Source organism: Caulobacter sp. UNC279MFTsu5.1 (genome assembly GCF_900114015.1).
GTDB lineage: Bacteria > Pseudomonadota > Alphaproteobacteria > Caulobacterales > Caulobacteraceae > Caulobacter.
In genome coordinates this window covers 1-21567 of sequence record NZ_FORN01000070.1, presented here as the reverse complement: position 1 = coordinate 21567, position 21567 = coordinate 1, and the positions used below count along the sequence as shown (strand labels likewise).

The window sequence follows — 21567 nt, the reverse complement described above, 5'->3', positions numbered from 1 at the left end:
GTCCCCACCCTTTCAGATCGCCGTATCCTGATCTCACCTCGACGCGGGGAAAGGGCGCATGGCCAGCGACCGATGCGGCGGCGGGGGGCGATCGAGCGGGACTGGGCTGGAGGGGGTTACTCCAGCGTGTCCGGGGCCTTCCATCGTTGGGGAGCCCGCCCGCCGTCGGCGTCGACCGGGGACAAAGCGCGTGAATTGCCCATAGGCCCGCGCCCCCGGCGTCCGGTTTCTCCCGAAAGGGATCGAGACCGGGTCCGGCTAAGCCTCAACAGGGCTGCCCACCGGACGCTGGCGTAAAACGACCGCGCGGAGCGGTGGCTTCGTCGAAACGGTAATACTCAAAGAACTCCGGACGTCGTCCGGCGCTCCGCGACCCTTTCCATACGCTCAGCGGGTTTCCGCGTGAGAGCGAGAGATCGTGCCCGCTAACACTTGCCCCCACCTGACCGCTTCGCGGTCTGTCCGCCCCCAGAGGGGGCGGAGGACGCGCACCCTAAGGCAGCGGCCGGGACTTGCGGTTCTCGTCGATGGCCACGAAGGTGAACACGCCCTGGGTCACCTTGTGGGCCTGTTCGCCGTCGCGGCGGCGGCGCCAGGCCTCGACCTCGACCTTCAGCGAGGTGCGGCCCACATGGACCACCTTGGCGAACAGGCTGACCTCGTCGCCGACGAACACCGGGCTGAGGAAGGTCATGCCGTCGACGGCGATGGTGGCGCAGCGGCCGGCCGCGCGGTGGAAGGCGATCGAGGCCGCCGCCAGGTCCATCTGCGACAGCAGCCAGCCGCCGAAGATGTCGCCCTCGGGATTGGTGTCGGACGGCATGGCGATGGCCCGCAGCACCGGGGCCTCGCGCGGCCATTCGGCGGCCTCCCAGGCCTTGGCCAGAGATTCGGCGCGCTGGAGGGTGTCGCTCATCGCAATGACGACCTAGTGACCGCCGGAGCCTTCGTAGACCCCCGGGGCCAGCTGCTCGTCCTCGTCGTGGCCGGCGGCGGTGGAGGCCACGAAGCGGCGGTCGCAATAGGGGCAGTCAACGAAGCCGGCCGCGCCCATCTCCAGCCAGACGCGCGGATGGCCCAGGGCGCCGCCGACGCCGTCGCAGGCGATGCGGTGCGAGCGGACCATCACGGTTTCCGGCGCGGGGCCGGCGCCGATCTCGACGACCGAAGTCTCCATGGCGGTGGGAGCGGTGGACTTGGCCTTGCGCGCCATGTTCGTGAAACCCTTGAAAATCAGACGCGGCCTTGGCGTGGCGGCGATGCAGGCATACCTATGCGACCAGTCGCGGCGCCGTCAATTCGCGCCGCGTGTTCCTTTCCCGATCTGGACGCTCCATGGACCTGCCCGCCTACGCGATCGAAGCCGAAGGCCTGTTCAAGACCTATCCCGCCACCAAGACCGCGCCCGAGAAGCGGGCGCTCAACGGCATCGACCTGAAGGTGCCGCGCGGCTCGATCTTCGGCCTGCTGGGTCCGAACGGGGCGGGCAAGTCGACCTTCATCAACATCCTGGCCGGCCTGACCCGCAAGAGCGCGGGCAAGGTGCGGATCTGGGGCCGCGACATCGACGAGCGGCCGCGCGACGCCCGCGCCGCCATCGGCGTGGTGCCCCAGGAACTGGCCGCCGACGTCTTCTTCACCCCGCGCGAGTCGCTGGAGGTGCAGGCTGGCTTCTACGGCGTGCCCAAGAACGAGCGCCGCACCGACGAGCTGCTCAACGCCCTGGGCCTGGGCGACAAGGCCAACGCCTATGTCCGCCAGCTGTCGGGCGGCATGAAGCGGCGGCTGATGGTGGCCAAGGCCATGGTCCACCAGCCGCCGGTGCTGATCCTGGACGAGCCGACCGCCGGGGTCGACGTCGAGCTGCGCCGCCAGCTCTGGCAATATGTGACGGGCCTGAACCAGCTGGGCGTGACCATCGTGCTCACCACCCACTACCTGGAGGAGGCCCAGGAGCTGTGCGACCAGATCGCCATCGTCAACCGCGGCGAGGTGGTGGTCTGCGAGCCGACCCCGACCCTGCTGCGCCGGATGGACATCCGCAACGTGGTGGTCACACCGGAAGAGCCGGTGACCGCCGCACCGCTGCTGCCCGGCTTCGAGACCCGGCTGCGCGGGGCCGGAGCCTTCTCGGTCAGCTACCGCACCGGCCAGTCCAGCGTCGAGCAGGTGCTGGCGGCGGTCCGCGCCGAGGGCCTGAAGATCAAGGACATCGCCACCGAGGATCCGGACCTGGAGGACGTGTTCGTGTCGCTGACCTATGGCGACCCGAACGCCAAGGATCCGTTGAAGACGTAGGGCGCCTAAGGCAGAGCCTTCACGAACGCCCGCACCACCGTCGCCGAATTCTCCGCCGCGAACTTCAGGAACACCGGGAACTGGTTGCCGGCCGGGTCGCCGCCGGCCAGGTCCGACAGGCTGCGGAAGGCGATGAACGGCGTGCGGTTGACATAGGCCACCTGGGCGACGGCGGCGCTTTCCATGTCCAGCACCCGGGCCCCGAACACGTCGTGGGCGTATCGCCGGAAGGCGGCGTTGTCGACGAACACCGGGCCCGAGCCGCCCACCCCGCCGACCACCACCTTGGGCGGCTTGGCCAGGCACTGGTCGGCGGCGCAGCGCTTGAGGGTCAGGCCCTCGACGCTGCGGCGGGCCAGGTCCAGCAGGGCCGGGTCGACGGGAAAGTCCTTCAGGTCCTCGGGCTTGTCCGGCTCGCGGGTCACGGTCACGGCGCGCGGATACATCATGCCGAAGTTCGTCCGGCCGTCGGTCAGGCCCGGGGTCGGAGCGAAGCCGCCGGGAACCTCGCGGGCATAGGCCATCTCGGACGACTGCACCCAGCGTTCCGGAGCCACCACGTCGCCGACCTCCAGGGCCGGATCGGCCCCGCCGGCCACGCCCGAAAACACGATCCGCTCGATCCGGAACCGGTCCAGGGCGCTCTGGGTGGTCATGGCGGCGTTGACCATGCTGATCCCGCTGAGGAACAGCACCACCGGCTTGCCCTCCAGCGCGCCGGTGACGAACCGGGCGCCGCCGGCGGCGTAGGCGTGCTTGTCGCGGGTCGCCGCCTCCAGCGCCGCCAGCTCCGGCGGGAAGGCGCTGATCACCGCCGTGCGCGGGACGGGGTCCAAGAGCTCGGCGGCCTGGGCGGAGAGGGGGGCGGAAAGCGGAACGCTGGCCAGCAGCAGGACGGTCAGGAGGAGGCGCATGGGCGGCTTTCGAGGCGGCGGTGATTCGCCGGGCACCCTAGCCGCCGTCCCGGCCGCGAGGCGAGGCCCCCGTCGCCGCCCCGCCCAGGATCGGGCGCCGACGCCTCGGCGATGCGCAGCGCAAGGCGGGCCCGGCGCGCCCGGCGATCTCCGATTGCGTCGCGGGCCGCATCGGTGGAGGTTCACCGCCGGATTTTCAGTGGGGCTTGGCATGCGCGCATTGTGGTTTCGGATCGTCCTGGCGCTGAGCATCGCCCTGGGCCTCGGCCTGGCCGGCGCCCAGGCGGCGGCGCGCCTGCCGATCAAGGTGGTGGTGGTCACCACCTTCGAGATCGGGGCCGACACCGGCGACATGGCCGGCGAGTTCCAGCCCTGGGTCGAGGGCTGGCCGCTGAAGCACGAGATCCGCATTCCCGGCGTCCGCCACATGGCCCGCTATTCCGACGACGGGGTGCTGGCCATCGTCAGCGACATGCGCGGCAGGACCCGGGAAAGCGTGGCGGCCCTGATCCTGTCGGACCAGTTCGACCTGACCAAGGCCTATTGGATCGTCAGCGGCATCGCCGGGGTCGATCCCGCCGTCGCCTCGGTCGGCAGCGCCGCCTGGGTCCGCCACGTGGTCGACGCCGACCCGATCTACGAGCTGGACGAGCGCGACACCCCCGCCGACTGGCCCTACGGCCTTTATTCGAACGACGCCGAGCGCCCGAACGTCAAGGGCAAGGCCGAGGGCTCCAGCGCCATGGCCTGGACGCTGGACAAGGACCTGGTCGACTGGGCCTACGGCCTGACCCGCGACGTCAAGCTGCCCGACTCCCCCGGCCTGCAGGCTCTGCGCGCGCCGTACCAGGGCGACCCCGAAGGTCAACGGCCGCCGTTCGTGCTGCAGGGCGACGCGCTGGGCACGGTGCGCTTCTGGCACGGCGCGCACCGCACGCGTTGGGCGCAGGACTGGGTCAAGCTCTGGACCGGCGGGGCCGGGACCTTCACCATGACCGACTGCGAAGACCAGGGGATCCTCGACGTGCTCGACGCCCATGCCGCGTCCGGACGGCTCGACCGCCGCCGGGTGCTGGTGCTGCGCACCGCCAGCAACTACTCGCGCGGCCCGCTAGGCCAGACCAGCCTGCCGCACGTCTTCCACGGGGAAGGCCTCAAGGCCGGGTTCGACGCCACGTTCCGGGTCGGCGGCGTGGTCGTCCGCGACCTCGTCGCCCACTGGGACCGCTACGCCGCCGCCCTTCCCACCGCTACCCCGACCGGCCGGAGCCGCTAAGCCATGCTCGAACGACTCTTCGGCCTCAAGGCCCAGGGAACCGATGTCCGCACCGAGGTGCTGGCCGGCGTCACAACCTTCATGACCATGGCCTATATCGTGGTGGTCAATCCGGCGATCCTGGGCCAGGCCGGCATGCCGGTGGCCGCCGTGGCCGCCGCCACCTGCCTGGCGGCCGGCTTCGGCTCGATCCTGATGGGGCTGATCGCCAACTATCCGCTGGCCCTGGCCCCCGGCATGGGGCTGAACGCCTATTTCACCTACACCGTGGTCAAGGGCATGGGCGTGCCGTGGGAGACGGCCCTGGGCTGCGTCTTCCTGTCGGGCGTGGCCTTCCTGGTCCTGACCCTGGTGGGCGTGCGCCAAATGATCGTCGCGGCCATCCCCAAGCCGCTGTTCTCGGCCGTGGCCGCCGGGGTGGGGCTGTTCATCGCCTTCATCGGCCTCAAGGAAGCGGGGATCATCGTCGCCAGCCCGGCCACCACCGTGGCCCTGGGCGACCTGACCACCCCGACCGCCGCCGTGGCGATCCTGGGCCTGGTGCTGATCGCCGTGCTGCAGGCCTGGCGGGTCAAGGGCGCGATCCTGATCGGCATCCTGCTGGCCACCGCCGCCGGCTGGGCCCTGGGCCTGGCCAAGATCGCGCCGGGGACCTCCAGCCTGGCCGACCTGACCGCCACGGCGTTCAAGATGGACGTGGCCGGCGCCTTCCGCCTGAAGGGCGGCATGGCCCTGGCCATGCTCGAGATCGTCTTCGTCTTCCTGTTCGTCGACCTGTTCGACAATGTCGGCACCCTGGTGGCGGTGACCAAGAAGGCCGGCCTGCAGGCGCCCGACGGCTCGATCCCACGCCTGAACCGCATCCTGCTGGCCGACTCGGCGGCGACCATGGTCGGGGCCGCGGCCGGCACCTCGACGGTGGTCAGCTATATCGAGAGCGCCTCGGGGGTCACCGCCGGCGGCCGCACCGGCCTGACCGCGGTGGTGGTGGGCCTGCTGTTCCTGGTCACCCTGTTCTTCGCCCCGCTGGTCCAGGCGATCCCGGCCGCCGCCACGGCCCCGGCCCTGATCCTGGTGGGCGCGCTGATGGTCGGCAGTCTCGTCGACGTCGACTGGGCCGACCCGACCGTGGCGATCCCGGCCTTCCTGACCCTGATCACCATCCCCCTGACCTTCTCGATCGCCAACGGCCTGGCGTTCGGCATCACCAGCTACGCGGTGCTGCGCCTGCTGACCGGCAAGATCGGCAAGGGGGACTGGCTGCTGCTGATCCTGGCGGCGCTGTTCGTGGTCCGCTTCGTCTATCTGGCGAAAGGCTGACCCAGAAAGCGGCAAAGACCCGTTTGCGCCGGCGCGGCCTTTCGGCTAAGACCGCGCTTCCGCAAGGCGGAAGCACCCGTAGCTCAGCTGGATAGAGCGTTGCCCTCCGAAGGCAAAGGTCACACGTTCGAATCGTGTCGGGTGCGCCACTTCGGTTTAAGGATGCGAACGCCGAGAACCGCCGATTGTTCGCCTGCCGAGGCGGCCAAGGTTCTCAGCAAATCGGTCCTATTTCCCATGATCCGCATCTCGTTTGGCGAGATGACTTCCACGCGCTGAGCTACCGCGCGAACATGCTCGCGACGGTATTTGCCGTCTTCGTCGCGTAGCCGCTCCTTCGTCGCCTCGGCGACCCGTCGTACGGAAACACACGTCATTGCGTCCCGCCCAGCGTCCACGCTCGGCTCAGGTCGCCGCCGCTGCGGTTCGGCCTGGGAGATGAGCGATCGGCGGTCAGACGCCCGAAGGTAAAAGTCCTCGGTCAAGCTGCGATCCTCAAACGAATTGAGAGCGCGTGCGAGACAACGAGAGCGGGTATCTGTTAGAAGCTTGAGCATCGGACTCGGTGGGGATTTTGATGCGATTGGTGTTGAGCGCGGTGGCCGGCGCGACGTTGGTCGCCGTGCCGATCGGAGCGTTGGCGGCCGGCCAGGCGGGGCCGGCCCAGCCGGGTATGAGGGCGGGCGCAGCAATCAATCGGCCAACGAAGCTGGCGCGCCGCTGCGTGGCGGCGTTTTCTGGCCGCCGGGTGCTGGGCGAGGGCGGCGCGCTCACTCAAGCCGGCACGGCGTCCTCGGCGATCACCGTGGTCGTCGAGACCGAGTACTACGATTAAGGGCGGGGGCTCCACCATGAAGATTTCAATGTTCTCGTCGCGCGTTCGCGCGTGCCTTGCCGCCTCCGCCATCTCGCTGTGCGCAGCCTCGATCCTGTCGGTTCGCGCCGTCCAGGCACAGGAGACCGCGCCTCCGGTGGTCGAGGCTCCGCCAGCCGACAGCCAGGCGGCGCAGAAGGGCGACGGCGACGCCGCCCGGGCGACCTCGGCCAAGGCCAATATCGCCGCACCAGTGACCAATGTGCAGGTCGAACCCGATCCGACCGACGGCGTGGGTCACCCGGCGGAGCTTCGGCCGCCGGTCTATTCGGCCACCGATTCGGTCGGGGTGAACCTGATCACCGGCGGCTATTCGGTGAGCGAGACGGTCAACAGCATCGGCGGCGCGGGGGCCCGCGGCCTGGCCAGCACCAACAACTATTTCGACACGACGACGCGATCGTCGCCGACCTCCTATCTCCAGCTTTCCGACGATGGTCACTACGTTTTCACCAACATCGTCCTGGAAGGCGAGAGCCTGACCTTTCGGAACGGTTCCATTCGAGTGGGCGAAACCACTGGCACCCTCAATTCCTCGGGTTCGGAGATCGTCTACACCGGGGCCGACGGCCGGGTGGCGACCTTCGAAAAGCGCGTCTGGAGCAGCAACAACCCCACGCCGATCGGCCTGATCACCAGCCTGACCTATCCGACTGGTGAAAAGCTGACCTTCAGCCGCACGACCGGATTCGACCCGCACATGAAGGTCGAGAGCAGCCTGGGCTACGCCATGGTCGGGTCCAGCGGGGGCGCGTTCTCGCCCTATGTGGCGCCGGTTACGGCCAACCTAAAGAACGGCGGCTGCGACGCGACTCAATGCTCGGGCCCGACCTATGCCGACGAGATCACTCGGGGGCGCGGCCTGACGGGCTCCGTCAGCGCGCCGGTCGGCGCGCCGTTCACCATCACCTTCCGCAACGCGACGGGAGACAACCAGCGCACCTACGTCGTCGACACCACGACCGACGACGGCAAGATGCGGGTGACCTCGTTCACCGACGGCGTTTCGACCTGGACCTACAGCTACAACTACGTTGTCGACACCTGGTCGTCGGTCGGGACCCAATATCTCCCCACCGACGGTCTCTTGACGACCACGGCAACCGATCCCTTGGGCAAGAAGCGGATCGTCGTGTCGCGCACCTCCAACGGCCACGTGATCAGCGACACCGACAGCGAAGGGCGAGTAACGACCTACCAATATATCGGCGACGATCAGGGCAAGCCGGGCGCGGGCAAGATCCAGCAAGTCACCCTGCCGGAGGGTGACCGTTTCTGGTACGTGATGGACGGCAACCTGAACGTCACAGCTAAATGGCATATCCCCAAGGGGACTCCGGCGGGCGTGAACCCGGAGGCGACGACGATTGCCGGGGCGGTCGTCGAGCGGGCCGGCTACAGCTGCCGGCCCACCTTCGCCGGCGGCCAGAACTGCAAGTCGCCCGATTGGACGCGGGACGCGCGCGGCAATCAGACCGACTACGGCTACGACTCCGTCACGGGCGAGCTCTCCAGCGTCACCCAGCCGACGGCGCCCAACACCAAGCGGCCGCAGATCCGCTTTGAGTACGGCACGTTCACCGCGCGCTACATCGTCAATGGCGCCTGGGTGACGGGCGCGCCGGTCAGGCGCGTTACCAAGATGTCCGCCTGTGCGACGGGCGAGGCTCCCGCCTGCGTGGGCACGGCCGACGAGACGGTCACCCAATACGCCTACGAGGACGGCAGCCAACCCAACAACGTGCGGCTGGTCTCCAAGACCGTCCGGGCGGGCGACAACTCGCTGTCGGCCACCACCACCTACGCCTACAACGACCGCGGCGACGTGACCGTGGTCGACGGGCCGCTGGCGGGGACGAGCGACGTCGTCCAGTCCTACTATGACGACTCCCGCTGGGAGATCGGCCAGGTCACGCCCGATCCGGACGGTTCAGGCCCGCTGCTCTATCGCGCCAGCAAGACCGACTATCGCGCCGACGGCCAGGTCTCGACGGCCTATGTGGGCACGGTGACCAGCCCCAGCCTGTTCCCCTCGGGCTTCCAGAACCTGACGCGGACGGTCAACGACTTCGACGCCCAGGCGCGAGTCGTCCTCAAGACCACCTACGGCACGGACGGTTCGGCGGTGGCGCAAAGCGCCTACGGTTTCGACATCCTGGGCCGTCTGACCTGCTCGACCGTGCGGATGAACCCGGCCGCCTTCGGCTCGACGCCGGACGCCTGCATCTTGGGGGCCCAGGGCGCGGACGGCCCCGACCGGATCACCTACAGCGAATACGACACCATCGGTCGCCTGACCAAGGTGACCTCGGGCTACGGCGTTGATCCCCGCGTCGAGAAGGCCGTGACCTACACGGCCAACAGCCAGGAACAGACGGTCGCCGACGGCAAGGGCAACCTGACGACCTACGAGTACGACGGCTTGGACCGGCTGGCCAAGGTTCGCTATCCCAACGCCTCGGGCGGCGGATCCTCGACCACCGACTATGACGGCTACTGCTACGATGAGGCCGGCAATCGCAAGACCTGGCGGCGCCGCGACTCCACCGCCGCTCTCGACTGCTCGGTCGTCACCTTCACCTATGACGCCCTGAACCGGGTCCAGAACGGGCTGCGCGGCGAGGCCTACGGCTACGACAATCTGGGCCGGCGGACCTCGGCGACCTATGGCGGCGGCGCGACCACGGCGACCTATGACGCCCTGGGCCGGATGACCGGCGAGACCACCAACGGCCTGACCATGTCGTATGAGTACGACCCGGCTGGCCGCCGCACCAAGATCACCTGGCCGGACAGCGCTCCGGCCTTTTACGTCACCTACGGCTACGATGCGTCGGGGGCGATGACCGGGATCTACGAACAGGGCGTCACCCGGATCGCGGCCTACGCCTATGACGATCTGGGTCGCCGCGACTACGCCTGGCAAGGCGTCGGCGCTCAGGCCGTCTCCGAAGACTACGGCTATGACGCCGCGTCCCGGCTTTCGAGCCTGGTGCTCGACCAGGCCGGAACGGCCCAGGACCAGACCTGGACCTTCGCCTACAACGCCGCCGGCCAGATCAAGACCCGCACCGCCACGAACAGCCTCTACGAGTGGAGCGGGAGCCAGTCCAGCAAGGCCTACACCGTCAACGGCCTGAACCAGTACGCCACGGCGGCGGGGACGGCGATGGCCTACGACGCGCGCGGCAACCTGTCGGGCGACGGGACCACGACCTACTGCTACGACCTGCTCAACAACCTGACCTCGGCCGGAACGGCCGGCCTGGTCTACGAGCCTATGGGCCGCCTGTGGTCGGTGGCCAGCGGCGGGGCCGCGACGCGGTTCCTCTATTCGGGTTCGGACCTAGTGGCCGAGTACAACGGCGCGACCCTGCTGCGCCGCTACGTGCCCGGCCCCGGGACCGATGCGCCGGTCGCCTGGTACGAGGGCGCCGGCGTCGCCGACCGCCGCTGGCTGCTGGCCGATCCGCAAGGCTCGATCGTGGCGGTGGCCAACGCCGCGGGCGTCGCCGCCTGGACCAACACCTATGACGAATACGGCGTCCCCGCCGCCGGCAATGTCGGCCGTTTCCAATACACCGGCCAGATCTGGCTGCCGGAGGCGGGGCTGTACCACTACAAGGCCCGGGCCTATTCTCCCACCCTGGGGCGGTTTCTACAAACCGACCCCTCGGGCTACAATGCAGGTCTCAACTGGTACGCCTACGTTGGCAATGACCCGCTGAATCGGACCGATCCCACCGGGCTGCGCCCCTACACGAAGGGCGAACTCAGTCTCCTGAGATCGATATTCGGTTCGAATGTGCCATATAGTAAGGTCGATATTAAATCTGGTTCTGGTCTTAATTTGATAGCGAAGGCTGCCTTTGCTGGTGGCACACCGGCTATTACTCTTGGTCATACAATTTATGTCAGGCCAAATTATTACAGTGCAGATATGTCGGTTGATAATGGAAGCTTGCCGATGAATCCGCGAGAATTAATTTCTCATGAAACCACACATATTTGGCAGTATAAGAACGTTATTGGCTTCCTGCTTGGCCCCACGAAGATTGCGGAAGACTCCTTGGGTATGCAGTCAAAAGGGTTAGACCCATACGATATACAGAGTGTGACCGGGGAAACGGATTTCGGCTCGCTGCATTATGAGCAGCAAGCTCAAGTCGTGGGGGACTCTGTGGCGAAAAGGGACTCTGGGGATGCTCCGAGGGCGACAGAACTAGAACATGTGCGCAGTTGTCTGCGCGCTGAGGACCAGGGGGGGTGTTCAGCGAAATGATCTTACGGTCGATGAGGGCAAACGTTTTGAAATCAATGTGCGGTGTTGTGAGTTGGTCGTTGCTTGCGATGACCTTCTTGGCGTTGTCTGGGTGCGAGCGCGGTGTTGACGTGAAAATATCTGGACATTCCGGACGCCCGATATTTTCCTTCGAAAATAACCAATTGTTTTCAAGTAAACTGCCATGCTTTACCTCGATAAGTGTAAGGCGAGCATTCGTTGATCGGGCCGAGGTTGTTTGGTCTATTTCTTCGGCCCCAAAGTGCATAACTCTATCGAGTTTAGAATATGGAAGGCTTCCGAATGGTTTCCGTGTTTTGATTCCGGCGAATAATCTCGATGAAAATCAAGACTATTTGGTTCGCGCATCTGGTGATGGTTGGGCTGGTGGGGGTGTCTTTAGATATAGAGATGGAAGTTATACGTTTGTGAGCAAGTGATTTTTGCGATATGCGAAAGAACATCCTCTGAACTCAACCCGTTGGAGATGGGTGAGGCCGCTGCCGAAATGGGCAACTGATCGAAGCGCGCTGTTTGTCACGATCGACCCCAATCTCAATCCGTTGGTCGACGTGCTGAATGGTGCCTGTAATTTTCTGCTCCGATTGCTCGCTACGGCGCCCCGTGGTGGCGCGCTCCGCGAGCGGCTCTGTTAGCGCCGTGGCTTTGTCGATAATCAGTCGATGAAGTGTAATTATCTGTACAGATGTTATCGATAATCCGTAATTTTATGTAATTATCTGTCATGTCGCTGGCGTTTCCGCTCGCGTGCCGCGATCGGTTGGTTATGGACCCCCTTAAGAGGGTTTTTTGGCGGTCAAATCAGCGCCAAAATCCCCTTAAATCGGCACTACACCATACGCACCTCTCGGTGCTCGTAACGCTTTGACTTCTCTATACTAATCGGAACGCCGATTTTTAAGGGCGCTACTCGGCAGGTGTTGTCAGCCTAACCGCGCCATCGTGTGTCCCGGGCTAGACGCAGCCTGACGAGGCGGGCAGGGAGCGCGCCATGCGCGCCTTGTCCTTCAAACGTCATCGGTTCCCAGCGGAGGTCATCCGCCACGCGGTGTGGCTCTACTTTCGCTTCACCCTGAGCTTCCGCGACGTCGAGGAACTGCTGGCCCAACGTGGGATCGAGGTCAGCTACGAGACCATTCGTTGCTGGACGATCAAGTTTGGCCCGCGGATCGCCAGGAACTTGAAACGACAGCGGCCCAAGCCCTCGCCACGATGGCATCTGGACGAGATGGTCTGTTCGGTCGGCGGACGCCGTACGTACCTGTGGCGCGCCGTTGACGACGAGGGCGAGGTTCTTGATCTCGTGATGCAGCGTCGGCGTGATACGAACGCCGCCCTGAAACTGCTCAAGCGTCTGCTGCGAAATCAGCCCATTGGGCCCGAATCCATCACGACAGACGGCCTTGGCTCCTATGCCGCCGCTCTGAAGGAGCTGGAGTTGACCGACCTCCACCGTCCCGGTCGATTACGCGAGAACAATCGGGCGGAAAACTCACACCTGCCGATCCGCCGCCGAGAACGGAAGATGCAAGGGTTCAAGTCCCAGGCCTCCGCCCAGCGTTTCCTCACTACCCACGCGGCGGTCTACAATACTTTCTACACCCAACTTCACTTGATCCGCCGCCAAACCCTTCGCCAATTCCGCGGCGAAGCCATGCGCATCTGGGACGCAGCAGCCGCGGTCTGAGACAGAGTCGTCAGACGATGATCGCTGACCGTGGCTCTAACCTGACAACGCCTTCTCGACTTGGGTGTATATAGCGACCGTCCATGGCGCGCCGTCGATGACGAGGGAGGTCCTCGTCGCAGCAATTCGGCCGGCGATGTAACAGCCCACGCCCGGTAGCCACATGGATCGAACACGTTACACGATCTTGCCCCGTTGGCTTGGATGGCTAGAATTCAGCATGCTTGATCTTGACGGCAACGATGAAACGCTTCTCGCGATCGGAGGCGAGACCGAAAGCCAAGGCTTCCTGAACGCCGACCAACGCCAAGGCGCGACGGTGAATGGCAAGCCCAGCCTGACCATCGCTCAGGCGGGCCTGCACTTGGTTGGCGGCGAGCCCGGCTGGTCCAGCGCCTTGGGCGTCGCGTTCACCGTCACCTACGCCTTTCGCTCGACCGCGCCGGCGCCGATGCCCGAGGACACCGGCGGCTTCACACGCTTCAACGCCGTCCAGATCGCACAGGCCGAATACGCCCTGCAGGCCTGGAGCGACGTGGCCAACATCACGTTCACGCGGGTGGGCAGCGGCGCCAGCGGCGATCAGGCCTATTCGAACAACGCCGCGATCCTGTTCGCCAACTACGCCACCGGCCAGGACGGCGCGGCCGCGTTCGCCAACTATCCGGGCGACACCGCCGCCTCCTCGGCGTCTGGCGACGTCTGGGTGAACAGCACCTTGAACTACAACGCCAATCCAACCGTCGGAAAGTACGGCGCCCTGGTCCTGGTCCACGAGATCGGCCATGCGATAGGCCTGACTCATCCGGGCGACTACAACGCCGACGGCGGCGCCACGATCACCTACGCCAATGACGCCGAGTACTACGAGGACTCCACCCAGTACACGGTGATGAGTTATTTCGACGAGGACGTGACCGGGGCCAATTTCGGCGGCGCCTACGGCTCGGTTCCGATGCTGGACGATATTTCGGCGGCCCAGCAGGAGTACGGCGTCAATCTGTCGACCCGCACGGGCGACACCGTCTATGGATTCAACTCCACCGCCGGCCGGTCCTGGTTCTCGGCCACCAGCGCCTCATCGATGCTGATCTTCGCGGTATGGGATGCCGGCGGCGTCGATACGTTCGATTTTTCCGGATATGCCAACGTCCAGACGATCGACCTGAGGGCCGGCAACTTCTCCAGCGTTGGCGGACTGGTCGGCAACGTGGCGATCGCCGAGCATGCCGCCATCGAAAACGCGATCGGCGGCTCGAACGCCGACATCATCTTCGGCAACGCCCTGGACAACGTCATCCGCGGCGGGGCCGGCGCGGATCAGCTGTCCGGCGGCGGCGGCGAGGACGTGTTCCGCGGGACCTCCGCGGAGCTGGCGGGCGATACGATCCTCGACTTCGGGTTCGGCGACGTGATCGACATTCTCGACGTCAGCGAGACCGGTTTCACCTTTTCGCAGAACGGCGGCGTGGTCGCCTGGGGCGGCGGCGCGAGCCTGACCCTGGCGGGAAGCTCGACTGGCCAGTTGAGGGCGACGGCTGACGGCCAGGGCGGCGTGAGTTTGACGTTCCTGGCGCCCGTGATCCATGCGGCGAACCATTTCGACGTCGATTTCAACGGCGACGGATTCAGCGACCTGGCGTGGCGGCATGCCGACGGCGCGTTTTCGACCTGGACTCTTGGCTACCCCACGCCCGGCGCCCGTCTGGCGACCACGTCCAATGTCTTCGTGACCGGCGCTGTCGACAAGGGCTGGCGGCTCGAAGCAACGGAAGACTTCAACGGCGACCACGCCACCGACCTCCTGTGGCGCAACGCCAGCGGGACGTTCACGATCTGGAGCTCGACCGGCCAGGGGTTCGCACCCAACACCTTGGTGGATTCCTCGGTCTCCAGCGCCTGGACCCTGGCCGCCACCGGCGACTTCGACAACGACGGCAGGGCCGACCTGATATGGCAAGCCGGCGGGACCATCACCGAATGGCGCTCGACCGGGACGGGCTTCGAGCGGAACGTCGCGGTTCGTAATGGGGTCGATTCCGACCTGAAGCTGGTCGGCGCCGGAAACTTCGACCAGACCGCCGGAGACGAGTTGATCTGGCGCGACGCCGACGGCGCGTTCGCCATCTGGTCGGCGGCCACCGGCGCGCTGTCGCCAGCCAGTACGAACGCGTCGGTTTCCAGCGACTGGTCGTTAGCGGCCTTAGGCGACTTCAATGGCGATGGTCGGGACGACATCATTTGGCGCCATTCCAGCGGCGTCTTCACGGAGTGGCAGGCCGGAACCACCGTCGGTGACTTCACGCAGAACGTCTATGTCGATGGGGGGGTGGATCCGAGATGGACGATCGAAGGTGCGGGCGACTTCAACCATGACGGCTTGGACGACCTTCTATGGCGCAACCAAGACGGCGTGTTCACAATCTGGCAGTCGACGGGATCGAGCTTCACGCCGAACGTGCTCATCGATGGTTCGGTGGACACAAGTTGGTCGTTGGTCGGTTCGCACGGTGACTTCATTTGATCTGACGGGCGTCGTGGAGACACGATGCGCGGTTGCAGGGGTCGTGCTCGGGAGGCTGGCGCTCAATGTCCTCCACGAAGGTCGCTAGGTTCGTCATCTACGAAGCGCCGGCTTAAGTCCGCCATCCTCCCAGGCCGTCCGGTCCGTCTAGATCGCCAGCAGCCATTCATAGTTTTCCGCAGCATCCGTATCTGCGCGCCAAAAAACCCCCTTATAAAGCAATGTCTTGATGCCATATGTCGCCGGCCGCGACGAGGCGCGGAAAGGGAACAAATCGGGTCGTTCGGGACTCGAAGTCCCGGAATAGTCCCGGATAATATTCGGCCTTCGTTCTTGTCGAAGGAGGATTCGTAGTTCGACGGACTTACACAACCACATGCATAATGCGGAGGTGTTCTTCGAAAGCCTCCGGCCGGCCCACGCCGCGATCGAGCCCCAGCAGCATCCGTTTCGCCCGTTCAGGGTGGTGATCGTCCTGCGGGGCGGGGCTGATCGGCCTGATGACGGCGAGCCTGCTATCAGGCGTGACCGAACTAAAGCAGGCTGCACGAAACTGAACACTATCGCATAAATTTCAACTCGCCCTGGTTGCGCCGCTCCGAAGGCCACCATACGGTCAAGGTCCGTTGGGAATTCGAGTGGGGGCGTTTCAGTGGCTTTTGTGGTGCGGTCGCGCTTGGCGATCGCTTGGGCCTGGCTCGCCGCCGCGAGCCTGGCGTCCTCGTCGTCGGCCCAGGTCACGACGACCTACACCTACGACGACCAGGGTCAGGTCAAGACCGTCGTCCGGTCCGGCAACACCGTAGCCTACACCTATGACGCGGCGGGAAACCGCACCGCGGTGGGCGTCAGCTATCCGCCGCCGGGGGCGGCGGCCGGCTCGCTCAGCGTGCCGTTCGGCGGCTCGGCCAGCCTGGCCCTGCCGGTCTCGGGGCAGTTCACCGGCGCGGCCGTCGACACGGCGCCGACCAAGGGCTCGGTGTCGATCAGCGGCACGACCGCGACCTACACCGCCTCGGGATCCAACTATGGGACCGACAGCTTCACCTATCACGCGGTCGGACCGGGCGGGAACTCGGCGGTCCAGACCATCGGCGTCACCATCGCCAATCCGCCGGCGCCGGGCGCCAACAACGGAACGCTGAACGTCGCCTACAACAGCGCCGCCAGCCTGGCCGCCCCGGTCACGGGCGTGGCCACCGGCCTGGTCATCGACAGCAATCCGGCCAAGGGCTCGGTGTCGACCTCGGGAACGACCTTCACCTATACGGCGACCTGGCCCAACTACGGGGCCGACAGCTTCACCTATCACGCGACCGGGCCCGGCGGCGCCTCGCCGACCCGCACCATGAGCATCAACATCGCCAATGGCGCCGCGCCGGCCGCCAGCAACGGCTCGGCCTCAAGCGCCTACAACATGCCGGTGACCATCACCTATCCGGTCGGCGGCGACTACGCCGTCGCCGCCCTCGACAGCCAGCCGGCCCATGGCAGCGTCTCGGCGCCGACCTATGTCAATGGCGTTGGGAGCCAGTCGACCTACACGCCTCAGGCGGGCTGGATCGGGGCCGACAGTTGGACCTTCCACGGGACCAGCCCGTTCGGCAATTCGCCGTCGCGCACCTTCACCGTGACCACCGGCGCGCCGGCCGCGCCGACGGTCGCCAACACCGCGCTGAGCGCCGCCTACAACGGCAGCGGATCGGTCGCTCTGTCGCCCAGCGGCGTCTACAGCTCGCTGGCGGTGGCCAGCGGTCCGTCGCACGGTTCGGCCTCGATCTCGGGCACGACGGCGACCTATACGCCGACCAGCGGCTATTACGGCGCCGACAGCTTCACCTACACCGCCACCGGTCCCGGCGGGACCAGCGCGGCGGCGACCGTCAGCGTCAACGTGCCCCGGCCGCCGCCGCCCACGGCGCCGAATGTCTCGGTCAGCACGCCGTGGGGCACGCCCGCGACGATCACGCCGGCCGTCAGCGGCTACTACAACAGCCTGGCGATCAACAGCCAAGGGACCAAGGGCTCCGCGACCGTCAGCGGTTCGACCATCAGCTACATGCACCAGCCCGGCTATACCGGTCTGGACACCTTCACCTACACCGCCTCGGGTCCCGGGGGGACGAGCGCGCCCGGCACGATCACCGTCGACATCGTGGCGCCGCCGCCGCCGACGGCCGCGAACGTGTCGGCCAATGTCGCCTACAACACGGCTACGGATATCGCCTACGCCACCACCGGCGTCGTCAACAATGCGTCGATCTACGCCAACCCGGCCCATGGCACGGCGACCAATCACGGCTCGTACGCGACCTATCTGCCGAGCGCCGGTTATTCAGGCCCCGACAGCTTCCAGTACATCGTCAGCAATGCGGGCGGTTACAGCGGGGTCGCGACCGTGTCGGTCAACGTCGCCGCGCCGCCCGCGGCGCCGTCGCCAACGCCGCAGCCAGACGTAGAGGGGGTCTATTCACGCAACACCGTAGTGATTTCGCCGCTCGTCAACGACAGCGATCCCAGCGGCTACCCGCTGACGATCACCGGCGTCAGCTCCAACGGCGGGGGCTCGTGGTCGGTCATCAATGGCGGAACGCAGATCAGCTACAAGGCGCCCACGGTCGCCACCCGCTTCAACAAGATCGTCACCCTGACCTACACCGTCTCCAACGGACACGGAGGCAGCGCATCCTCGACGATCGAAGTCACCGTCGAAACCGAGTATTGGGGTGTTCAGCCATGATCCGCGCGTGTCTCCTCCGTCCGTTGCGCGGCCTGCTGCTGGCGAGCTTCTCGATCGTGGTCGGCCTTTGCGCCGGCCATGAAGCCCGCGCCCAGGCGGGACCGATCAAGCCGCCCGAGACCTACAACCCGATCGACGGCAACGGGGTGAACCTGCTGAGCGGCTCGATGACGGCGACGACGCCGACCGTCTCGATCGGCCCCAAGGGCGGGCTCAGCTATTCGCAGAGCTACGACTCAGGGTCGATCACGGCGTGGAGCGAAAGCACCAACGGCATGGTGGCCACTTCCACCTTGACCGGCGATCCCTGGTACACCGTCACCATGATGGGGCAGGCTTTCCCCTTCAAGCGAACCGGCGACACCTTCGCCGCCGTCGAGGGCAACACCGCCACCCTGGTCATGGGCGGCGGAACGTTCACGCTGACGCTGCTTGACGGCACGGTGGCGACCTACTCGACCGCCTACCCGACCTATGCCTTGGGCGTGGTCAACAACCTCGGTTCGATCGTCAAGATCGTGTCGCCCAACGGGCGCACGATCGACTTCACCTACGCCTTCATTCCGGACATCGACGTGGCGTATGGCGGGATCCGACTGCAATCCGTCAACAGCAGCGACGGCTATCAGCTTCACTACGACTACGCGGCGGATCTCGCCACCGGCCCATGGCGCAATGTGACCAAGGTCACGGCGCTCAACAACGCCATCGACGCCTGCGCGCCGACGGCGCTGGCCTGCACCTATTCGCGCACCTGGCCCAGCCTGACGTTCGCAAGCAGCGGCGCCACCAAAACCGTGACCGACGCGCTGGGTCGCGTGACGACGTACATCTTCACCAACGGCATTCTCACCGGCATCCGCCGGCCGGGCCGGGCCAGCGGCCAGGACGTGCTGGTCTACTACAACGGCGAAAGCCAGATGGTGGAGCAGGTCACCACCGACGCGGGGATCTACACCTACGCCATTCCCGACGCCTACAAGAACGGCTTCCCGGCCGCGCCGAACCAGACGATCACCAACAGCGCCACCACGGTCACCGACCCGCTGGGCCACACGCGCACCGTGACCAGCCGCTCGACCCTGGTCGATCTGGCGACCCATCACCGGGTTAGCCGGCTGCACACCGTCTCCAATGGCGTCGAGAACGCCACGCAATACGGCTATACCAATTTCCGCCTGTCCTCGATCTCGCGGCTGACGGACTACAACAGCACCAGCTACGGCTTCGACGCCCGCGGCAACATCACCACCGTTACGCAGGGCCCGAAGGTGAACTCGGGCGCGTCGCCGATCGTCGTCATGACCGCGACCTATCCGGCGACCTGCGACGCCAGCAATTTCCGGATCTGCAACCAGCCGACCACCGTCACCGACGCGCGCGGCGGCGTCACAGCCTACACCTACGACCCCGCGCACGGCGGCGTCCTGACCGCGACGTCGCCGTCGCCGACGGCCGGCGCGGTCCAGCCCCAGGTCCGCACGACCTACGCACCGTTCTACGCCTGGTACAAGAACGGGGCCGGCGCCCTCGTCCAGGACGCGCGGCCGATCTATCTGCCGACCGGAACCTCGCAATGCGCCACCCAGGGACCGGCCAACGGGGCGACGCCCGCGCCCTGCGTCGGCGCGGCCGACGAGATCAAGTCGACGATCGCCTACCAGGCCGGCGCCGCCTCGACGGCGAGCAACCTGCTGCCCGTGGCGATGTCGAGCGGCTCCGGCGATGGGGCGCTCACCGCCACGACCACGATGACCTATGGCCCCAACGGCGACGTCGAGACCGTGGACGGGCCGCTGGCGGGGGCGGCCGACGTCACGCGCAACTACTACAACGCCGATCGGGAGGTCATCGGGACGATCAACCCCGATCCGGACGGGGCCGGGGCCTTGCTCTACCGGGCCACCCGGACGACCTACGCCGACGACGGCCAGGTGACTTCGGTCGAGACCGGCACGGCCACCAACCAGTCCGACACCGGCATGTCGTCCTTTAACCCGCTGCAGACGGTGAACACCGGCTATGACGTTCAGCGGCGCAAGATCAGCGACAGCCTGGTGGTGGGCGGCGTCACCCAGACCCTGACCCAGTACGCCTACGACGCGGCCAACCGCCTGATCTGCAGCACGGTCCGGATGAATCCGACGGCGACCCAGCCGGCTTCGGCCTGCACCCCGATCCTGGGCGGGGCCGACGGCAACGACCGCGTGACCTATACCGAGTACGACGCCGCCGATCGTGTGACCAAGATCACCAGCGGCTATGGCACGGATCCCGAACTGGGCGGAATTCGCGTCGAGAAGGTCGTCACCTACACCGGCAACGGCAAGGAACAGACGGTCGCCGACGGCAAGGGCAACCTGACCACCTACGAATACGACGCCTTCGACCGGCTGGTGAAGGAACGCTTCCCCGATCCGGCCTCGGCCGGGGTCAGCTCGACCGCCGACTACAACCAGTACGGCTACGACGCCGCCGGCAACCGCACCAGCTGGCGTCAGCGCGACAACGCGACCTACAGCTTCACCTACGACGCCCTGAACCGGGTCCAGAACGGGCTGCGCGGCGAGGCCTACGCCTATGACAACCTGGGTCGGCGGACCTCGGCGACCTATGGCGGCGGCGCGACCACGGCGACCTACGACGCCCTGGGCCGGATGACCGGCGAAGACACCTATGGCCACCCGCTGACCTACCAGTACGACCTGGCCGGCCGCCGAACGCGGATGACCTGGTGGGACGGGTTCTATGTTACCTACGACTATTACGCTTCGGGCGAGATCGCGAACATCTACGAGAACGGCGCGACCCGGATCTCGGCCTATGCCTATGATGATCTGGGGCGCCGGACCTATGGCTGGTCCGGCCTGGGCGCGCCGGCGGTCGCTCGCAGCTACGGCTATGACGCCGCCTCCCGGCTCGGAGCCATGTCCTTTGACCTGTCCGGCACGGCTCAGGACCAGACCTGGACCTTCGCCTATAACGCCGCCAACCAGGTCAAGACCCGTACGGCCGGCAACAGCCTCTACGAGTGGGGCGGGGCTCAAGCCAGCAAGGCCTACGGCGTCAACGGCCTGAACCAGCTGACCTCGGTGGCGGGAACGGCGATCAGCTATGGTCTGCGCGGCAATCTGGCCAGCGATGGCGGCCACGGCTACGCCTATGATGCGATGAGCAACCTGATCGGGGAAACCACCGCCGGCGTGACCCTGGCCTACGAGCCGACGGGACGGCTGTGGCGGGTTTCGACGAGCGCCGGGGCGACGGCCTTCATCTATTCCGGATCCGATCTGGTCGCCGAGCTGGACGGCGCGACGGGCGCGATCCAGCGCCGCTACGTGCCTGGTCCGGGAACCGACGCGCCGATCGCCTGGTACGAGGGCTCCGGCGTCGCCGATCGCCGCTGGCTGCTGGCCGACCCGCAGGGCTCCATCGTCGCGGTGACCAGCGCGGCGGGCGCGTCGATCGCCACCAACACCTATGACGAGTACGGCGTTCCCGCCGCCAGCAATGTCGGCCGCTTCCAATACACCGGCCAGATCTGGCTGCCGGAGGTGGGGCTGTACCACTACAAGGCCCGGGCCTATTCTCCGACCCTGGGGCGGTTTCTCCAAACCGACCCCATCGGGTA

Annotated in this window: 13 protein-coding genes and 1 tRNA gene; 10 read left to right on the top strand and 4 right to left on the bottom strand. The window is 66.3% G+C overall.

Annotation, left to right across the window (positions count from 1 at the left end; genetic code table 11):
• Positions 1-493: 493 nt before the first annotated feature.
• Positions 494-916, bottom strand: coding sequence for an acyl-CoA thioesterase (locus tag BM066_RS24480; RefSeq protein WP_018112883.1), 423 nt, complete (start codon positions 914-916; stop codon positions 494-496).
• Between the two features lie 12 nt (positions 917-928).
• Positions 929-1213 (bottom strand): zinc-finger domain-containing protein, encoded by a 285-nt coding sequence (locus BM066_RS24475; RefSeq protein ID WP_018061706.1) that lies wholly within the window; start codon positions 1211-1213, stop codon positions 929-931.
• A gap of 122 nt (positions 1214-1335) precedes the next feature.
• On the opposite strand from BM066_RS24475, the gene BM066_RS24470 reads away from it, so the two are divergent.
• Positions 1336-2298 carry an ABC transporter ATP-binding protein gene (locus BM066_RS24470; protein WP_018061705.1) on the top strand — a complete coding sequence of 321 codons (963 nt, stop codon included), beginning with the start codon at positions 1336-1338 and terminating at the stop codon, positions 2296-2298.
• A gap of 5 nt (positions 2299-2303) precedes the next feature.
• Here BM066_RS24470 and BM066_RS24465 read toward each other — a convergent pair whose 3' ends face one another.
• Positions 2304-3212 carry a 5'-methylthioadenosine/S-adenosylhomocysteine nucleosidase gene (locus BM066_RS24465; protein WP_018061704.1) on the bottom strand — a complete coding sequence of 303 codons (909 nt, stop codon included), beginning with the start codon at positions 3210-3212 and terminating at the stop codon, positions 2304-2306.
• 211 nt (positions 3213-3423) lie between these two features.
• Here BM066_RS24465 and BM066_RS24460 point away from each other — a divergent pair, with 211 nt between their 5' ends.
• From BM066_RS24460 to BM066_RS24450, 3 genes are all read left to right on the top strand, one after another.
• Entirely contained in the window at positions 3424-4488 is a 1065-nt protein-coding gene (locus BM066_RS24460; RefSeq protein ID WP_026176511.1) for a purine nucleoside permease, read from the top strand.
• A gap of 3 nt (positions 4489-4491) precedes the next feature.
• On the top strand, positions 4492-5808 hold the full coding sequence (locus BM066_RS24455; protein WP_018061702.1) for an NCS2 family permease: 1317 nt from the start codon (positions 4492-4494) through the stop codon (positions 5806-5808).
• 72 nt (positions 5809-5880) lie between these two features.
• Positions 5881-5957, top strand: a tRNA-Arg gene (locus BM066_RS24450).
• Here the strand turns inward: BM066_RS24450 and BM066_RS26190 are convergent.
• Entirely contained in the window at positions 5928-6293 is a 366-nt protein-coding gene (locus BM066_RS26190) for a hypothetical protein (protein ID WP_143093802.1), read from the bottom strand. The two genes, BM066_RS24450 and BM066_RS26190, sit on opposite strands and share 30 nt — an antisense overlap.
• Positions 6294-6385: 92 nt before the next feature.
• Here BM066_RS26190 and BM066_RS24445 point away from each other — a divergent pair, with 92 nt between their 5' ends.
• From BM066_RS24445 to BM066_RS24420, 6 genes are all read left to right on the top strand, one after another.
• Complete coding sequence (locus tag BM066_RS24445; protein WP_018112994.1) at positions 6386-6643, top strand: hypothetical protein; 258 nt, start codon at positions 6386-6388, stop codon at positions 6641-6643.
• A gap of 16 nt (positions 6644-6659) precedes the next feature.
• A complete protein-coding gene (locus tag BM066_RS24440; protein WP_089930989.1) occupies positions 6660-10964 on the top strand; it encodes an RHS repeat-associated core domain-containing protein in 4305 nt (1434 codons plus the stop codon).
• A gap of 1012 nt (positions 10965-11976) precedes the next feature.
• Positions 11977-12672 carry an IS6 family transposase gene (locus BM066_RS24435; RefSeq protein WP_018061466.1) on the top strand — a complete coding sequence of 232 codons (696 nt, stop codon included), beginning with the start codon at positions 11977-11979 and terminating at the stop codon, positions 12670-12672.
• A 220-nt stretch (positions 12673-12892) separates the two neighbouring features.
• Positions 12893-15196, top strand: a complete 2304-nt coding sequence (locus BM066_RS24430) for a M10 family metallopeptidase C-terminal domain-containing protein (protein ID WP_018061465.1) — start codon at positions 12893-12895, stop codon at positions 15194-15196.
• A 676-nt stretch (positions 15197-15872) separates the two neighbouring features.
• Positions 15873-17936, top strand: a complete 2064-nt coding sequence (locus tag BM066_RS24425) for an Ig-like domain-containing protein (RefSeq protein ID WP_018061464.1) — start codon at positions 15873-15875, stop codon at positions 17934-17936.
• Positions 17933-21567: RHS repeat domain-containing protein (locus BM066_RS24420; RefSeq protein WP_089930987.1), on the top strand; the 3635-nt coding region annotated here is incomplete at its 3' end. The genes BM066_RS24425 and BM066_RS24420, both read left to right, overlap by 4 nt.

Coding starts and splice junctions, on each gene's coding strand:
- BM066_RS24480 (WP_018112883.1), bottom strand. CDS start 916: ATGAGCGACACCCTCCAGCGCGCCGAATCTCTGGCCAAGGCCTGGGAG.
- BM066_RS24475 (WP_018061706.1), bottom strand. CDS start 1,213: ATGGCGCGCAAGGCCAAGTCCACCGCTCCCACCGCCATGGAGACTTCG.
- BM066_RS24470 (WP_018061705.1), top strand. CDS start 1,336: ATGGACCTGCCCGCCTACGCGATCGAAGCCGAAGGCCTGTTCAAGACC.
- BM066_RS24465 (WP_018061704.1), bottom strand. CDS start 3,212: ATGCGCCTCCTCCTGACCGTCCTGCTGCTGGCCAGCGTTCCGCTTTCC.
- BM066_RS24460 (WP_026176511.1), top strand. CDS start 3,424: ATGCGCGCATTGTGGTTTCGGATCGTCCTGGCGCTGAGCATCGCCCTG.
- BM066_RS24455 (WP_018061702.1), top strand. CDS start 4,492: ATGCTCGAACGACTCTTCGGCCTCAAGGCCCAGGGAACCGATGTCCGC.
- BM066_RS24445 (WP_018112994.1), top strand. CDS start 6,386: ATGCGATTGGTGTTGAGCGCGGTGGCCGGCGCGACGTTGGTCGCCGTG.
- BM066_RS24440 (WP_089930989.1), top strand. CDS start 6,660: ATGAAGATTTCAATGTTCTCGTCGCGCGTTCGCGCGTGCCTTGCCGCC.
- BM066_RS24435 (WP_018061466.1), top strand. CDS start 11,977: ATGCGCGCCTTGTCCTTCAAACGTCATCGGTTCCCAGCGGAGGTCATC.
- BM066_RS24430 (WP_018061465.1), top strand. CDS start 12,893: ATGCTTGATCTTGACGGCAACGATGAAACGCTTCTCGCGATCGGAGGC.